We start from the raw sequence: 14,690 nt of genomic DNA on the forward strand, positions 1-14,690 counted from the left end.
CCGAACCGCGGCGGTGCGCGGTGTCTGGAGCGTTCTCGGACGGCCCGGGCTCAGCCGACGAGCGCCAGGCTGATCAACGGGACGAACGTGATCAGCAGCAGCGTCCCGAGCAGCACCGCGGCGCTGGGCAGGGCCGCCTTCGCCACCCGCAGCACGCTCATCCGCGAGATCCCGCTGGCCACGAACAGGTTGACCCCCAGCTCCATGCCGATCGGGACCAGGATCGGCGATCGGCCGCCGGATTTCTGCTCGACCAGTTCCTCGAACCGGATGGTGAAGCTGCCGCTGCCGCCGGCCTGCCCGGCGCCGCGCACGGCGCACCCGGACAGGGTCGCCGCGAGAGCGAGCGACAGTGCGAGCACGGCGCTCAGCAGCGTGCGGCGCCCCGTGGCGGTGCGATTCCGCTGCTCCGTCTGGTTTGACCACCCTATGGAAGATCGACTGATGGTGTCAGCGGTGTGACCCTGCGTCACCTGCGTGAAGGTCGAGCAGTCGGGGACCGGAGCGCAGCACGAACTCGCGCAGCGCTCGCACGGGCGGCGGGGCGGCGCGGTCGCGCACCCAGGCCAGCCCGATGGTCCGGGTTGTGCGCGGCGTGGTGACCGGCAGTTCGACGACGCCCGTGACCGGTGACCGGGTGGACGGCGGGAGCAGGGCGACGCCGAGCCCGGCGCCGACCAGCCCGCGCAACGTCTCGACGTCCTCGCCCTCGAAGGCGAACCGGGGCTCGAACCCGGCCTCGCGGCACCACGCCTCGACGATGCTGCGCAGTCCGAAGCCGGGCAGGAAGCCGACGAACTGGGCGCCGGCCGCGTCGGCCAGCCGCAGCCCGGATCGTCGCTCGGCCAGCGGGTGCTCGGCGGGCACGGCCAGGCGCAGTTCCTGCTCGTGCATGGTCGCGACGGCGAGCCCGGGTTCGTCCGGCAGCGGCGAGGTCAGGCAGAGGTCGACCTCGCCGCCCCGCAGCCGGTCCAGCAGCACGGCGTGCCCTCCCTGGGCGAGGTCGATCCGGATGCCGGGGTGCTCGGCGCGGAACTCCCGGAGCAGTCGCGGCACCGCCTCGCTGCCCAGTGTGTGCAGGAACCCCAGTGCCACCCGGCCGTGCTCGGCGTCGATGTCGCCGACCAGTTCCCGGGCGCCCGCCTCGAGCTCGGCGAGCGCCCGTTCGGCGTGCCGCAGGAACGCCCGTCCGGCCGGGGTCAGGTGCAGGGTGCGCCCGCTGCGGACGAACAGCGCGATGCCCAGCTCGGCCTCCAGCCGGGCGATGCCGCGGCTCAGCGTCGGCTGCGGGACCCCGATGTCGTCGGCCGCCCGGGTGACGTGTTCGGTGCGCGCGACGGCGACGAACTGGCGCAGCCGCGGTGCCGTCCCGGCCAGTACGTGGGCGACAGCGCTTTCCGCTTCATGCACATCTGCATTATGGCAGACGGAAAGATGCATTGGACGCATGAATGTCCGGGTCGTAGCTTCGATAGCTATGACAACGACCGCCTCCATCCCGACCGGTACGGGCGGGCACGAGCGCGGCTCGGCCGGCTATCGCCGCCTCGGCGCGGCCCTGTGGTGCGCCGGGCTGGCCACGTTCGTGCTGGTCTACTGCGTGCAGGGACTGCTGCCCACGCTCGCTGCCGAGTTCGGGGTCTCCTCGTCGACCTCGAGCCTGGTGCTCTCGGCGACCACCGGGACGCTGGCGCTGGCGGTCGTCCCGCTGTCCGCGGTCGCGGAGTCGTGGGGCCGGGCGCGGGTGATGACCATCGCACTGGCCGCGTCCGCGCTGCTCGGCGTGCTGGCCCCGTTGGCCCCGTCGTTCGGCGCGCTCGTCGGGATCCGGGCGCTGCAGGGGATCGCGCTGGCCGCGCTGCCCGCGCTGGCGATGGCCCACCTGACCAGCGAGGTCGCGCCACGCGCGCTGGGCGGGGCGGTCGGCCTGCTCATCGCGGGCAACACCCTGGGCGGGCTGTCCGGGCGGCTGGTGGCCGGGTTCGTCGCCGAGTTCGCCGGCTGGCGCGCCGCGCTCGCCGTGATCGGCGGCCTGTCGCTGGCCTGCACCGTCGCATTCCGGCTGCTGCTGCCCCCGGCGACGGCGCCGGCACCGCCGCGGGTGCGGCTGCGTGAGCTGTGGTCCCCGGTGCGCGGTCACCTCGTCGATCCCGGGCTGCGCTGCCTGTTCGGGATCGGATTCCTGCTCATGGCCGCGTTCGTAACGGTCTACAACTACCTGGGCTTCCGGTTGCTGGCCTCCCCGTTCGGGCTCCCCTCCGGGCTGGTCGGGCTGATCTTCCTGGGATATCTGGCCGGGACCTGGGGCTCGACGACGGCCGGACGGCTCGGCGACCGGTACGGCCGGCGCCGGGTGCTGTGGGCGGCCGTGCTGCTCGCGCTGGCCGCGGCGCTGCTGACGCTGCCCACGTGGCTGCCGCTGGTGCTGGCCGGGCTGGTGCTGTTCACGGTGGGCTTCTTCGCCGCGCACTCGGTGGCCAGCAGCTGGGTCGGCCGCCGCGCCGCGACCGCGCCCGGGCAGGCCTCGGCGTTGTACCTGCTGGCCTACTACGCGGGCAGCAGCATCGGCGGATCGCTCGGCGGTGTCGCCTACGACCACGCGGGCTGGGGCGGTGTCGTCGGGTACGAGGTCGCGCTGCTCGCCCTCGCGGTGGGGCTCGCGCTGGTGCTGCGCCGCGTCCCGCCGCCGGTCCCCGACTGAGCAGCGTCCCCGACACGTCGTCGATCCGGTCCGGCCCGGGTCAGGCCGCGCGGCGCTCCATCGCGACGTCCTCGGCCGGGACGTCGCCGATGCCGTCGTCGGTCAGGGCATCCGCCGCGGTGGGAGCGGCATCGGTGGTGCGGCGCCCGGTGAGCAGACGGCCTGCCGCGGATCCGAGCGTGCCGAGGACCGCGAGCGCGGCGCCGGCCAGGGCCACGGCACCCGGTCCGGCATCGGGGAAGGCGGCGAGCAGCAGGAACGAGATCAGCGGCCACCACAGCAGAGCACGTGCCGGACCGCGCAACGACCATTCGTGGTGATCGGGCGCCATGATGGGCACATACCCCGTTCGGGGCGGCACCATGCACGGCGTGCTCCACGGGCCCAGCCCGAGGCGATAGCGTCTGCGACCATGACCGATCCCGGCCCCGACATCCACCGCACGGCACTCGTCGAGCAGGTCGGCCAGCTCGCCGAGCTCGCCCGGACCGCCGATCCGCAGGCCCCGGTGCCGACATGTCCGGAGTGGACGATGCGCCAGCTGATCGCGCACGTGGGTCGCGGTGATCGGTGGGCGGCGACGATCGTGCGTACCCGCTCGGACGAGGTCATCGATCCGCGCACGGTCGACGACGGGAAGCCGCCCGCCGAGCCGGACGCCGCCGCCGACTGGCTGCGCGGCGGGGCGCAGGCGCTGCTGGACGCCGTCGACGAGACCGGGGCCGACACCCCCGTCTGGACCTTCACCGGGCCGAAGCCGGCCGGCTGGTGGATCCGCCGTCGGGCGCACGAGGCCGCCGCGCACCGTGCCGACGCCGCGATCGCGCTGGGCGCGCCGTTCGACCTCGACCCGGCGCTCGCCGCGGACGGGGTGTCGGAGTGGCTCGGCCTGCTCACGGCACTGCGCCGGCGGCAGGCCGACGGCCCGCTGCTGCCCGACGGCGCCACCCTGCACCTGCACGCCACCGACGAGGGCCTCGGCTCCGCGGGGGAGTGGATGATCCGCCCGGACGGCGAGGGCATCGCCTGGGAGCACGGGCACGGGAAGGGCACCGTCGCCGTGCGCGGCGCGGCGGTGGACCTGTTCCTCGCGCTGCTGCGGCGGTTGCCCGCCGACGACACGCGGCTGCAGGTGCTCGGTGAGCCCGCGGTGTTCGCCACCTGGCTGGCTCGCACCCCGTTCTGAGCGGGCGGCGGGTCAGCCGCGGAACTCGTCGCGCAGCAGGTCCATCAGCAGGCCGTCGTGCCAGGTGCCGTCACTGCCGCGTTCGTACTGGCGCATCACGCCGACGGGCCGGAACCCGACGCGCTCGTAGCTGCGGATCGCGCGGGCGTTGCTCGCCGCCGGGTCGATGACGATCCGGTGGTGGCCGCGGCGACCGAACAGATAGCGGACCAGCGTGCGCATCGCGTCGGCGCCGAGGCCCTGGCCGTGCGCATCGGGGTGCAGGGCGATGTCGATGCCGGCGTGCCGGTAGTCCGGGTCGTTCTCCTCGTGGAAGATGATCAGTCCGATGACCTCGCCGGCCAGCTCGATCGCGTAGCTGTTCGGGCCGAGCAGCTCGCGGCGGACGCGCTCCAGGTCGTAGCCGCCCCACCACTTCGCGACCTCGGGATGCTGCAGGATCGCCATGAAGGCGTCGACGTGCTGCGCGCCGGTCGGGCGCAGCACGACGGTCTGCCCGGCCAGGGCGTCGGTGCCGGTGGTGTCCGGGGCGGCGGTGCTGCGCAGCGTCGCGGCGTTGCCGCTGTGGGTGTGGCCGCTGCTCGGGGTCGTCGGCGTCATGACTGCGGGGCCAGTTCGTAGCGGGCGAGCTCACGCAGCGAGGAAGCGCTGCGCGGCTGCTCGAAGAGCACCTCGGCGCGCCGGTCGTCCACGAGCAGGGTGGCGATGAGGTTGCCGAACAGCGGGCCCCCCAGCTTGTCCCAGCGCACGCCCGGTTCTGGTGCGCCGGCCCGGCGGGCCCAGCGGCGGGCGAAGTGGGCGCTGGCTCGCGCCCAGCCCAGCCGGAAGCCGAGCTTGACGAACCACTCGACGTGGTTGTGCACGGGCGAGCAGGTGAGCTGGTGGATGCGGGCCGACGGGTTGCTCTCGAGGCGGGCGCGGGCGGCGTAACTGTGGTGCACGTCACCGGACAGTACGCTGATCGTCGCGGGTGGCCGCGACCCCTCCGGTCCCGCGGCCGCGCGCCCGATGAGTCGGGTGAGCCGGTCGAACGATGCGCGGAACGCCGGCCAGTGCTCCAGGTCGACGGCCTGGCGGAGCTGCTCGGCGAGCCGGCCGCGCCACCCGGGCCGGGCGGCCGCCGCCTCGTTGACGGTCTCCAGGTCGCCGACCGCGTGCGGCAGCAGCCAGGGCACCGAGGTGCCGAGCAACAGGTGGTCGACCTCGCCGGGCGCGGTGGCCTGTTCCTCGACCCAACGGAACTCGCTCTCGCCCAGCATGAGGTGCCGGCCGTTCTCCAGGATCCGGCCGTTCCGTGAGTCGATCATGACGAGCCGGCTGCGGCCGAGATCCCAGCGGAAGCTGAACCGGACCCCCTTCGCGGCGTCGACCTCGGCGTCGGCGCGGTCGGCGAGCTCGACGAGCAGCGGCCAGGTGTCGCCCCCGCTCTCGGAGACCTTGCGGTAGTCGGGGTCGGCGGCGAGCTCGTCGGGGGAGAGGTTGCCCAGGTGCTGGTAGACCCAGTACGAGGCGAGCGCCGAGCGCAGCCGCGCCCGCCACCACGGCGTCTGCGCCATCTGGGCACGCCAGGCCGCCGAGGTGTTCCAGTCGTCGCGCACGTCGTGGTCATCGAAGATCATCGCTGTCGGGATCGTCGACATGACCCAGCGGATCTCCGGGTCGGCCCACGAGTCGCGGTAGAGCCCGACGTACTCGTCGTAGTCGACGATCTCGTCGTCGGGCCACTCGGGGTGCTGGTCGCGGCGCCCGGCGATCCGCCGCCGGGTCCCCGGGGTGAGCTCGTCGGCGTAGACCTGGTCGCCGAGCAGCAGCAGCGCGTCCGGCCACTGCGCCACCGGCCGGTGCACCATGCGGGCGGCGTAGGCGTCGAGTGCGTCGATGCCGTACTTCGCGGCCTGCTTGCGGTTGGACAGCTTCACGTACCGGCAGGAGCCGAACAGGATCCGGTGTTGTCCGGCCGTCTCGGGGCCGCGGGTCGGGATCACGCTGTCCGGGAACGGGGAGACCGCGGGCGGCCAGACCTGCTCGCCGTCGACGTGCACCTGGTACGGGGTGCGGTTGTCCGGCGCCAGCCCGGTGACCGTGACGAGTGCGTAGTGGTGCCCGGCGACCTCGAACGTGTCGGCCGCGCACCCGAGTACCTCGACCCGGGCCGCCCGTTCGGTCTGTACCCAGATCACCGCCGTCGTCTCACCGACGTGGCGTAGTACGGGACCGAGGACGAGGGGCGGCACGGGCGACACCCTATGGGGTGACGACGGCGGGTTCACGCCCAACCGGGCACATGTCCGGTTCGCCGGTTTCCGGCGTGGGTCAGGCGTGGTCCAGGCCCAGCAGGGCGGCCCCGATGATCCCGCCGTCGCTGCCGAAGGTGCTGGGCAGCACGGGCGGGATGCCACGGGCCTCGCGGGCGTAGGCGTACTGCTCGGCGGCGGCTCGCGCCGGGTTCAACAGCAGGTCACCGGTCTCCACCAGGCCGCCGCCGATCCGGACGGCCTCCAGTTCGAAGATGTTGCCCAGCGAGGCGATACCCACGCCCAGCCAGCGGCCCAGCTCCGCGAACAGCGCCTGCGCAGTCGGGTCGCCCAGCTTGGCGGCGTGGGTCACGGCCTCCCCGGTGACGGGGTCGCCGTTCTCCCGGGCCAGCCGGGCGATGAGCCCGTCGGGGTCCTCGGTGGCGGCCTCCCGGGCCATCCGGGTGAGTGCGGTGCCCGACGCGTAGGCCTCCAGGCAGCCGTGGTTGCCGCACCCGCACAGCGGCCCGTCCGGGTTGACGATCATGTGGCCCAGCTCGGCGCCGAGTCCGGTGGGCCCGCGGTAGATGCTCCCGCCGAGGACCAGGCCGCCGCCGATCCCGGTGCCCACGGTGATCAACACCATGTCGTGGTAGCGCTGTTCACCGAGGCGCGCCTCGGCGAGCGCGGCGACGTTGGCGTCGTTGTCCACGGTCGTCGGCAGCCCGGTGGCGTCCTCGAGCTCGGCGCGCACCGGCCAGTCGCGGTAGGCGTTGTTCGGCGCCCAGCGGATCAGCCCGGTCGGCCACTCGACGATGCCCGCCGCGCCGACGCCGATCGCGACGACCTCCGGGTGCTGCTGGCGTAGCCGGTCGGTGATCCCGCGCAGGATCTTGCTGATGGTTGCGGCATCGGACTGCTGGGGGGTGGGCTCTACCAGTTCGGTCAGCACCGCACCGTCGTCCTGCACCACCGCGCCGGCGATCTTGGTCCCGCCGATGTCGAGGCCGATGCCGCGGCGTCCGCTCGTCTGGTGCTGTCCACTGGTCACCCTGCCATGATCCGCCCGTCCGTGAAGCGTTCCACCAAGGGGTGAGGCAATTCGGGTTTGCCGTGCTCGGATCGTGGGAAGGTGGCCTCATGCCGCTCCTGCGTCGCGTTGCCCGTCCGATGCTCGCCGCCATCTTCATCTCGGGTGGCATCAACGCCCTGCGGTCGCCCGAGGGCCATGCCCAGGCCGCCAAACCGGTCCTCGACGCCGCGTCGCCCGTGATCGACAAGGTCGTCGACGCCGCACCGATCGACCGCCGGCCGGACCCCGAGACCCTGGTGAAGGTCGACGCCGCGGTGAAGATCGCCGCCGGGTCCCTGCTCGCGCTGGGCAAGGCACCCCGGCTCGCGTCGACCGCGCTGGCCGCCAGCCTGATCCCGACCACGCTGGCCGGGCACCGCTTCTGGGAGATCGACGACCCGGCCGAGCGCCAGGCCCAGCAGATCCACTTCTTCAAGAACGTCAGCCTGCTCGGCGGGCTGCTCATCGCCGCCGCCGACACCCACGGCAAGCCCTCGGTGGCCTGGCGCGGCAAGCGCGCGGCCCGGCTCGCCGCGGCCGCCGCGCAGCGGGAGGCGGATGTCATCAGCGGGACGGTCCACGAGTTGACCGGCCGGGTCTCCGGGGCAGCCCACGAGGCGTCCGGTGCGGTGTCGGGTATCGCGGCCGGGCTGGTCGGGCTCGCGCCCGGCGCGGCCGCCGGGCACTCGGCCTCCGAGGCGGGCTCGGAGCTGACCTCGAAGGCGTCCGAAGCGGGGGCGCAGCTGGCCGAGCGGGCGTCCCGGGCCGGCGCCGTGATCGCGCACCGGGCACCGGAGCTGCGCGCCGCTGTGGCTGCCCGCGCCTCGTCGCTCGGGGCCGAGGTGTCCGAGCTGGGCGAACAGCTGTCCAGGCGGGCCGCCAAGGCCGCGAGGAAGGCCGAGAAGCGGGCCGCCGAGTGGGAGAAGATCGCCGAGAAGCGGGGCGCCGAGCTGGCCAAGGTCGCCGAGAAGCGCGGCGCGCAATGGCAGAAGGTCGCCGAGAAGCAGGCGGCGCAGTGGCAGAAGGAAGCCGACAAGCGCCGCGCCGCCTGGGAGAAGCAGGCTCGCAAGACCGCCAAGAAGGTGCGCCGGGAGGCGCCCGGATACGCCGACCAGCTCACCACCCAGGTCTCGAAACTGGGTGGCGACGTCGCGTCGCGGGCGCAGGAGCTGGGGGCCGCCGGGGCGAAGGCGGCCGAGGGCCTGGCGAAGGACGCGCGCAAGCGGGCGCACGCCGCCGCGCGCTGAGAGCGGTCCGCTCCTCGTTTGTGAGGTCTGGGCGGTTCAGGCGGGGCGGGGGCCCCAGTGCGGGAGGAGGGGAGGAAGACCCTCGACGCCCGGGTCCGGCGGGAGTGGCCCGTCGCCGGGATCGTCGTCCCAGCGGCGGCCGTACTGGTCGGGCACGTCGCCCCAGCCGTCGAAGGCGAGTGGCTGGCGGGGCTGGATGCCCAGCACGTCGAAGGGGTCGACCCCCTGCTCGGCGACGGTGCACAGGTGGTTCCAGTCGTCACCCAGGTCGAAGGTGTAGGCGAACCGCTCACCACCGGTGAGTCGGCTCAGCTTGGAGCGGTCGCTGCGGAACACGCCGTCGAGCGGTTGGTCCCCATCACTGCCGAGCAGGGTGCCGTCGGCGAGGGTGAACAGGTGCAGGTGGGAGGGGTCCCAGCGAGCGAAGGCGGCGTCGATGGCGCCGGCGAGGTCGGCGAAGCTGTGGCGGCGGGCCGCCGCGAAGACGCGTCCGGGCCGGGGCCAGAAGCAGATCCCGCGCCCCTCGACGAGGTCGACACGGATGGACAGCCAGGTGCGGGCCATGCCCTAGAATCCGCCTCCCGCTCGATCGGAGCGGGAGCGGGTCACGGGCCGGTCACCTCCGCTAGCCTGCCGTGGCAAGCCGGGGCGGTAGCTCAGTTGGTCAGAGCAGCGGACTCATAATCCGTCAGGTCGTGGGTTCGAGCCCCACCCGCCCCACTCTCTGACCAGTACAAACGTCAAAGAGAATGATCTTCAATGCCTCGCGTGGGATCAAACGTGGTGCGAACGGCCCTAAGATGATCCCATGGCAGGGGCCGGAGCCCGGCGGCGCAGGCGATCGCGAGGCAGCATCGAGGAGCTGCCGAGCGGCTCGTTGCGCGTGTCGGTATATGCCGGCATCGATCCGGTGACGAAGCGCCGGCACTATCTCCGGGAGATCGTGCCGGCGGGCCCGAAGGTCGCAGCCGAGGCCGAGAAGGTGATGCGCCGGCTCGCCAGCCAGGTGGACGAGCGTCGTCATCCGCGGACCAATGCGACGGTCGACCAGTTGCTCGACAAGCATTTCGACCTCATGACGGTGGAGCGCAGCACGCTCGCGACGTACCAGGGCTACGCGGACAAGCACGTCCGGCCGCTGATCGGCACGGTCCAGGTGGGAGCGCTCGACGCCGATGTGTTCGATTCGTTCTACGCGGAGCTACGCCGCTGCCGGGAGCACTGCGACCGGCGGAAGTACATCAAGCACCGCACGGCGGCCGAGCACGTCTGCGACGACCGATGCATGCCACATGTGTGCATGCCACTCGGGACGTCGACGATCCGGCAGATCCACTTCATCCTCAGTGGGGCGCTGAAGCGCGCCGTGCGGTCGCGATGGCTGTCGGCGAACCCGATCACGCAGGCCGAACCGCCCGCGGCACCGAAGCCGAACCCACAGCCGCCGACGGCGCAGGAGGCGGCGCGGATTCTGGCCGACGCGTGGTCCGACCCGGACTGGGGCACGCTGGTCTGGCTCGCCATGGTGACCGGGGTTCGGCGGGGTGAGCTGTGCGGCATCCGGTGGCGCAACGTCGACCTGGACGCGGGTGTGTTGACGCTGGACCGCAGCATCGGTCAGCGCGGCAGCCGAATGTGGGAGAAGGACACCAAGACCCACCAGCACCGCCGCATCGCGCTCGACCCGGAGACCGTCGAGGTCCTCGTCGAGCACCGCCGCCGGTGCGGTGCACGAGCGGCAGCGCTCGGTCTCGAGCTCGCCGACGACGCGTTCGTCTTCTCGCTCGCCCCGGACGGTTCCATGCACCTGCAGCCGAACTCGGTCAGCCAGCGCTACGCGAAGCTCGTGCATCGGCTCGGTATCCGGACCTCGATCCACAAGCTGCGCCACTACTCGGCCACCGAGCTGATCGCCGCAGGCGTCGACGTGCGCACGGTCGCGGGACGGCTAGGGCATGGCGGTGGCGGCACGACCACGCTGCGCACCTACGCCGCGTGGGTGTCGGAGTCCGACCAGCGCGCGGCGACGAGCCTGTTCGCCCGGATGCCCGCCCGACCGGCCGCGGTCGTGCTCCCCAGGCTCGACGGGGACGGTACGGGGCCGCCGTACCAGCGCATCGCCGCTGCGCTGCGGTCGGCGATCGAGGCCGGCGTCATCCAGGCGGGCAGCTTCCTGCCGGGCGTGAAGGCGATCGCCGGGGAGTACGCCGTGTCGGTAGGGACGGCCCACCGAGCAGTCTCCAAGCTCACGGCGTCGGGTCACGTCGTGGTCGTGCCCGGTCGGGGCGTCCGCGTCACTGCGCTGGACATGCCCGAGCCGAGCTCGGCGCCGCCTCCACCTCCGCAGATCGTCGCGCCGGTTCGGCAGATGCTCGATCTGGAGATCCGCCACCGGGGTGGGACCGTTTCGAGGCTTACGGCCGAGGTCCACCCTGGCGACCCTGACGAGCTGCGGCAGGTGCTCGTCGATGCGATACGTCGCAGAGGAGGCGACGAGTCGCAGATCGCCGAGTACGAGATGGATCTGCGCCGCAGCGGCGACCAGTCACTCCTGACTACGTTCGCTGCGATCCATCGCCCCGACAGCCGGTCGTGACTTGAGCAGTTCCGCTGCTATTACGTCTCCGATGCGCGTGGTCGGCGGCCAGTCGCCTCCAGCTTGCGCCTCGGCCCGGTCGAGCCACTCGCCGGGGCCACCGTTCAAGCTCTGGGCCGTCGCTTGCCGAGAACGCGGGCATGGCGAGGACGTCGGCGCGGGCGGCGGGCAAGGTCCTCGGTGAGGCAGGGGCTGACATCGCGAGGGTCGCTGCGGAACTCTCGCATTTCCCCGAGTTGCAGGTGCGGTGTCGCGTACGACTGTCGACCCCTGTTCAGGCGGACCCAGGGTGCCTCTACCTGCACCTACGCTGCGTAAGCAGCCGCACCAGGAGCGCCAAACATCACCGTTCTTCAGCGTTCCGCACCACGAGTGGCACCATGGTCATCCGCTTGATGACCGGCTAGGACCTCCGGCCCGCCCGCCCCATGCCGTCGCTGCGCTACTGCCGCTGCCACTGCCCGCGTGTTCAGACTTTCCATACCCCTGATCAAGGGCGCCTGCGGCGCCGGCCTGTGCGGGGCTGCGGCCTCCGGCCGGTCCCCGCACAGGCAATGCGCCGGTCAGGCGGCCAACTCAGTGCTGTCATGTATGGATGCGCCGAAATTCTCTTTTGCCTGCTCGCGAACGTCGACGGAGAAGTCAGCGTAGTCGTTGCTGACCAGAACCTTATCCTGTGCTCCGATAGCCGCGCCGAGCACTGCGCGGTCGCGGGTATTGTTGGGCACTAGGCGGCGAATGACTTTCGCGTCGGCTTGGGAGGGTCGCGGGCTGAATGATACTCGATTGCTGAGTAGGAAGGATGTCAACAGTGCTAAGCCTATGGATTGAGGTGGGAGTGAGGAGTTGTACTCGGAGGCAAGAACGCTAGTCGAGAGGTCTGGTGCGCGTTTCCCTTGATCGTCAAGAACCCACAGTACTTCGGTGGTCTCACTAAGCCATGCCAAGATCGCTAGGGAAGAGTCCTTCTCTTCAGCGGCTCCGCCCCCACCCGCAGCATGAACGAGAACGTTCGTGTCAATCACAATGTCCCGCCTGCATTTATCCTTCAGGCTATGCATCTGCGGCGCCTCGGGACTGTGCGAGCGCGAGGGCCATCGAGTCTCGAAGTTGTTCCTCAAAGAAGCCAGCAGGCCATGATTCGCGTTCGATTCCGCCATCGTCTGATATTGGAATCCGCTCGCTGACCGTTGCACCGTCTCGATTATCGAAAAAGTAGAGCGCGACATCATTGCTATCGAGCTCAGACATCTCGGCCATTCTCCTTCGTAATCTCAACAGAACGTGTTCGCTGTGGGTCTCAACTACAACCCGGCCGCCCCTCTGTGCAACCTCAATGAGGAAGTCCGTGATGATAAGCTGCTGAGCGGGGTTCAGGTGGATTTCGGGTTGTTGGGCAATGAAGGTGTCGCCGTTTCCTAGGGCGACCCCCTGGACGAGAAGTGGGAGGAGCTGTGACAGGCCGATCCCGCTGTGCGCAAAGTTGACAAGAAGCCCGGACCTGGTTCTGAGATTCAGGCGAAAGAATTCGTCCCCCACGTCATCGAATTCGATAGTCCCGTATCCAAGTTTCTCCAGCCAGTAGCTTACGCGCTGTTTTTCTGCGCTTTCGCCTAGTCGGAAGAGGATCTCCGGCGCATGCTCTCCTTCCCGTCCAACATCCGTGGGTAGCTCTGCTGCTCGCCGGTAGGTTCGCAACGGGAGGGAGCGTAGTGGCCCGAGATAGGAAATCCCCTCAAGTAGCTCAACGAGCCGGTGGTTGAAGAAGCTGTAAGTGTCGTACATATCGCTTGCTGCGCTGAACCACGGCCGAGCTTTCTCCCATCGATCTTCATTCTGGCGCCATGAGCGGGGAAGTAGTAGTCCGCCGAAGCCGTTGAAAAGGAATCCTTTTGGTCGTTCTTCCCGCATTCCTTTGCGAAGCTGCGTGATCTCACGAGGCGGGCGACCAACTGATTGAGTGCTCGGGAGGAGCTGCGAGGTAACAGCGAAGCGCTTGCCGTCCTGCTCGCGCGTTCGCGTTATTAATGGTCGTCCGCGATCATCGAGTAGTCGGTGGCGTCTAAGGCGTGGCGTATCCCCATCAAGCGAATCGAACTGTACTTCCAGCGTCGTTGCTGTAAATTCTTGACTCTCAAGTCTGGGAATCTCGGGGACGGTGATGGTCAGCGTCACGTTTCTGCGTTCGTCGTGCTGCGTGACGTAGTCCCGAAAAGGGCCAATATCTACTGCATCTCCACGGCTTAGCAGGGCCGTCTGTGGGTCGCGAGCGCTGAGCGTTTGACGCATCGCCAATAGTGGTGTGTATGCGGACGTTTTTCCTACATTATTCCGTCCAATGAGAACAGTAATGCGCGGGAAGTGAAATGTCGTAGGCTTCGCGAAACCGCGAAAGTTCTCCCAGGTCGCAACGATCGGCTGCACAGCGCCCCCTAAGATCAACCGTTCCTTTGACAGTAGTGATCGATCGGTGCTCTGGGGGCATGTCTTCGCCAGACGGGCAGATCTCCAGGATGGGCGGCCGTGCCATCCCGACGACCTCCCCGAGGGCTACCACACGGACGCCCGTGGGCGGAGCTGGCGTAGTTCGGCCGGCGGTGGGGTCGAGGGCCGCCTACGGGCGTCCGCGCGGTCGGTCTGCGACAGGTCGACGGGATGGCACTTGGAACGCAGCCGGCGCGCGCGAGGCGGGGGAGCTGGGCCGTCCGGGCCGTCTCTGGGCCGTGGAAAGCCACCCAACAACGAAAAACGAGGCTGCCCACGAGGAGTGATCCCCGCTGGTCAGTGCCGCTCTCAGTGCCCGGATCAGGCAGCCTGCTTGGTCTCCCAGAACATCTTGTCGCTCTGCTGGCCTCCGATGGCCGCTTTGGTCTTCGGTCAGGCCGTCGGGGGCTCGGGCAGGGCGGATGAGTAGGTGCCGGGGCGGTGGTAGCCGCCTTCGTCCTGGCGCAGCCCGTTGATGATGCCGCCGCTCTTCCGTCCTGACTTGGTGTAGATGTGTCGGGCAGCGACGCCGCACGCCTCGGCGTACTCGTAGACGTCGAAGTTGGGGTCCTGGTGCGCAAGCACCTGCGCCGTGTTCCACACGATGTTCAGCTTGAGAATGTCGGTCTCGCTCTCGCTCAGCTGCGGGATGGTCGAGTTGTTCCCGTCCATCCAGCGCTGGTGCCCGGCACGGTCGGCTCGGTACGGAGCATCCGACCAGTCCTGCTGCTTGATCTCGGCGGCGAACTCGGCCGCCAGTCGGCATAGGGCCATGATGATGAAGCCTCCCGTTGGTGAGGTTGGCGCGACCGCTGTGGCTCCCCGATGGAGCGGGCCGCGCGGGCTTGACGGTAGCAGTCTTGGGATGAGCGCCGAGATCGTCACCTGCGAAGAAGGCTGGGGCACATCTGGGGCACACCAGGGCCGCAACAGCCCACCCGCTGACACGACGTGACAGCGGGTGGGCTGGTGATCGAGGGTTCTGAGGTAGACACGCAGGTAGCGGACGAGCCTGGTTCGCGGTAGGGGAGCGGTGCTCAGTCAGCGAGCCGTGGCAAGCTCGGGCGCGGTAGCGACGTTGGTCGCCACGAGCGACCGCGCGGTCGGGCTGTCGACGGGATGGCTCTCACGTCGCGCGGTGGGATCGAGGGGCCCTACAGAACCCCCACA

The 14,690-nt window shown here is 70.3% G+C and carries 13 protein-coding genes, 1 tRNA gene and 1 pseudogene; 5 read left to right on the top strand and 10 right to left on the bottom strand.

What is annotated here, in order from left to right; all coding sequences use genetic code 11:
- Nucleotides 1–50: 50 nt before the first annotated feature.
- Both HF526_RS11610 and HF526_RS11615 read right to left on the bottom strand, forming a co-directional pair.
- On the bottom strand, nucleotides 51–362 hold the full coding sequence (locus HF526_RS11610) for a hypothetical protein (protein ID WP_169381397.1): 312 nt from the start codon (nucleotides 360–362) through the stop codon (nucleotides 51–53).
- An 88-nt stretch (nucleotides 363–450) separates the two neighbouring features.
- Nucleotides 451–1,410, bottom strand: a complete 960-nt coding sequence (locus HF526_RS11615) for a LysR family transcriptional regulator (RefSeq protein WP_211177070.1) — start codon at nucleotides 1,408–1,410, stop codon at nucleotides 451–453.
- A 67-nt stretch (nucleotides 1,411–1,477) separates the two neighbouring features.
- On the opposite strand from HF526_RS11615, the gene HF526_RS11620 reads away from it, so the two are divergent.
- A complete protein-coding gene (locus tag HF526_RS11620) occupies nucleotides 1,478–2,701 on the top strand; it encodes an MFS transporter (protein WP_169381399.1) in 1,224 nt (407 codons plus the stop codon).
- A gap of 40 nt (nucleotides 2,702–2,741) precedes the next feature.
- Here HF526_RS11620 and HF526_RS11625 read toward each other — a convergent pair whose 3' ends face one another.
- A complete protein-coding gene (locus HF526_RS11625; protein WP_169381400.1) occupies nucleotides 2,742–3,032 on the bottom strand; it encodes a hypothetical protein in 291 nt (96 codons plus the stop codon).
- Between the two features lie 81 nt (nucleotides 3,033–3,113).
- Between HF526_RS11625 and HF526_RS11630 the strand changes: the two genes are divergently transcribed.
- Nucleotides 3,114–3,887 carry a maleylpyruvate isomerase family mycothiol-dependent enzyme gene (locus tag HF526_RS11630; protein WP_169381401.1) on the top strand — a complete coding sequence of 258 codons (774 nt, stop codon included), beginning with the start codon at nucleotides 3,114–3,116 and terminating at the stop codon, nucleotides 3,885–3,887.
- Between the two features lie 12 nt (nucleotides 3,888–3,899).
- Here HF526_RS11630 and HF526_RS11635 read toward each other — a convergent pair whose 3' ends face one another.
- The 3 genes from HF526_RS11635 to HF526_RS11645 form a co-directional block, all read right to left on the bottom strand.
- Nucleotides 3,900–4,487: a GNAT family N-acetyltransferase gene (locus HF526_RS11635; protein ID WP_169381402.1), complete on the bottom strand. Its 588-nt coding sequence runs from the start codon at nucleotides 4,485–4,487 to the stop codon at nucleotides 3,900–3,902.
- Nucleotides 4,484–6,121 (bottom strand): DUF7800 domain-containing protein, encoded by a 1,638-nt coding sequence (locus tag HF526_RS11640; protein WP_169381403.1) that lies wholly within the window; start codon nucleotides 6,119–6,121, stop codon nucleotides 4,484–4,486. Before HF526_RS11640 ends, HF526_RS11635 begins: the two co-directional genes overlap by 4 nt.
- Before the next feature lie 79 nt (nucleotides 6,122–6,200).
- A complete protein-coding gene (locus HF526_RS11645) occupies nucleotides 6,201–7,172 on the bottom strand; it encodes an ROK family protein (RefSeq protein ID WP_169381404.1) in 972 nt (323 codons plus the stop codon).
- 119 nt (nucleotides 7,173–7,291) lie between these two features.
- Between HF526_RS11645 and HF526_RS37630 the strand changes: the two are divergent.
- Nucleotides 7,292–7,750, top strand: a pseudogene (locus tag HF526_RS37630) (DoxX family protein); the annotation flags it as partial.
- A 726-nt stretch (nucleotides 7,751–8,476) separates the two neighbouring features.
- Here the strand turns inward: HF526_RS37630 and HF526_RS11655 are convergent.
- Complete coding sequence (locus HF526_RS11655) at nucleotides 8,477–9,004, bottom strand: IS1096 element passenger TnpR family protein (protein ID WP_169381406.1); 528 nt, start codon at nucleotides 9,002–9,004, stop codon at nucleotides 8,477–8,479.
- 81 nt (nucleotides 9,005–9,085) lie between these two features.
- On the opposite strand from HF526_RS11655, the gene HF526_RS11660 reads away from it, so the two are divergent.
- Nucleotides 9,086–9,160 (top strand) — tRNA-Ile (locus HF526_RS11660).
- A gap of 88 nt (nucleotides 9,161–9,248) precedes the next feature.
- Entirely contained in the window at nucleotides 9,249–11,036 is a 1,788-nt protein-coding gene (locus HF526_RS11665; RefSeq protein WP_169381407.1) for a site-specific integrase, read from the top strand.
- Between the two features lie 563 nt (nucleotides 11,037–11,599).
- Here the strand turns inward: HF526_RS11665 and HF526_RS11670 are convergent.
- The 3 genes from HF526_RS11670 to HF526_RS11680 all read right to left on the bottom strand — a co-directional run bounded on the left by HF526_RS11670 (nucleotide 11,600) and on the right by HF526_RS11680 (nucleotide 14,294).
- Nucleotides 11,600–12,097 (bottom strand): hypothetical protein, encoded by a 498-nt coding sequence (locus HF526_RS11670; RefSeq protein WP_169381408.1) that lies wholly within the window; start codon nucleotides 12,095–12,097, stop codon nucleotides 11,600–11,602.
- Nucleotides 12,090–13,460: a DUF3696 domain-containing protein gene (locus tag HF526_RS36890; RefSeq protein ID WP_169381409.1), complete on the bottom strand. Its 1,371-nt coding sequence runs from the start codon at nucleotides 13,458–13,460 to the stop codon at nucleotides 12,090–12,092. The genes HF526_RS11670 and HF526_RS36890 overlap by 8 nt, the downstream gene beginning before the upstream one ends.
- Before the next feature lie 453 nt (nucleotides 13,461–13,913).
- Nucleotides 13,914–14,294 carry a hypothetical protein gene (locus HF526_RS11680; RefSeq protein WP_169381410.1) on the bottom strand — a complete coding sequence of 127 codons (381 nt, stop codon included), beginning with the start codon at nucleotides 14,292–14,294 and terminating at the stop codon, nucleotides 13,914–13,916.
- Nucleotides 14,295–14,690 lie beyond the last annotated feature (396 nt).

The sequence above is a fragment of the Pseudonocardia acidicola genome (genome assembly GCF_012911935.1).
GTDB lineage: Bacteria > Actinomycetota > Actinomycetes > Mycobacteriales > Pseudonocardiaceae > Pseudonocardia > Pseudonocardia acidicola.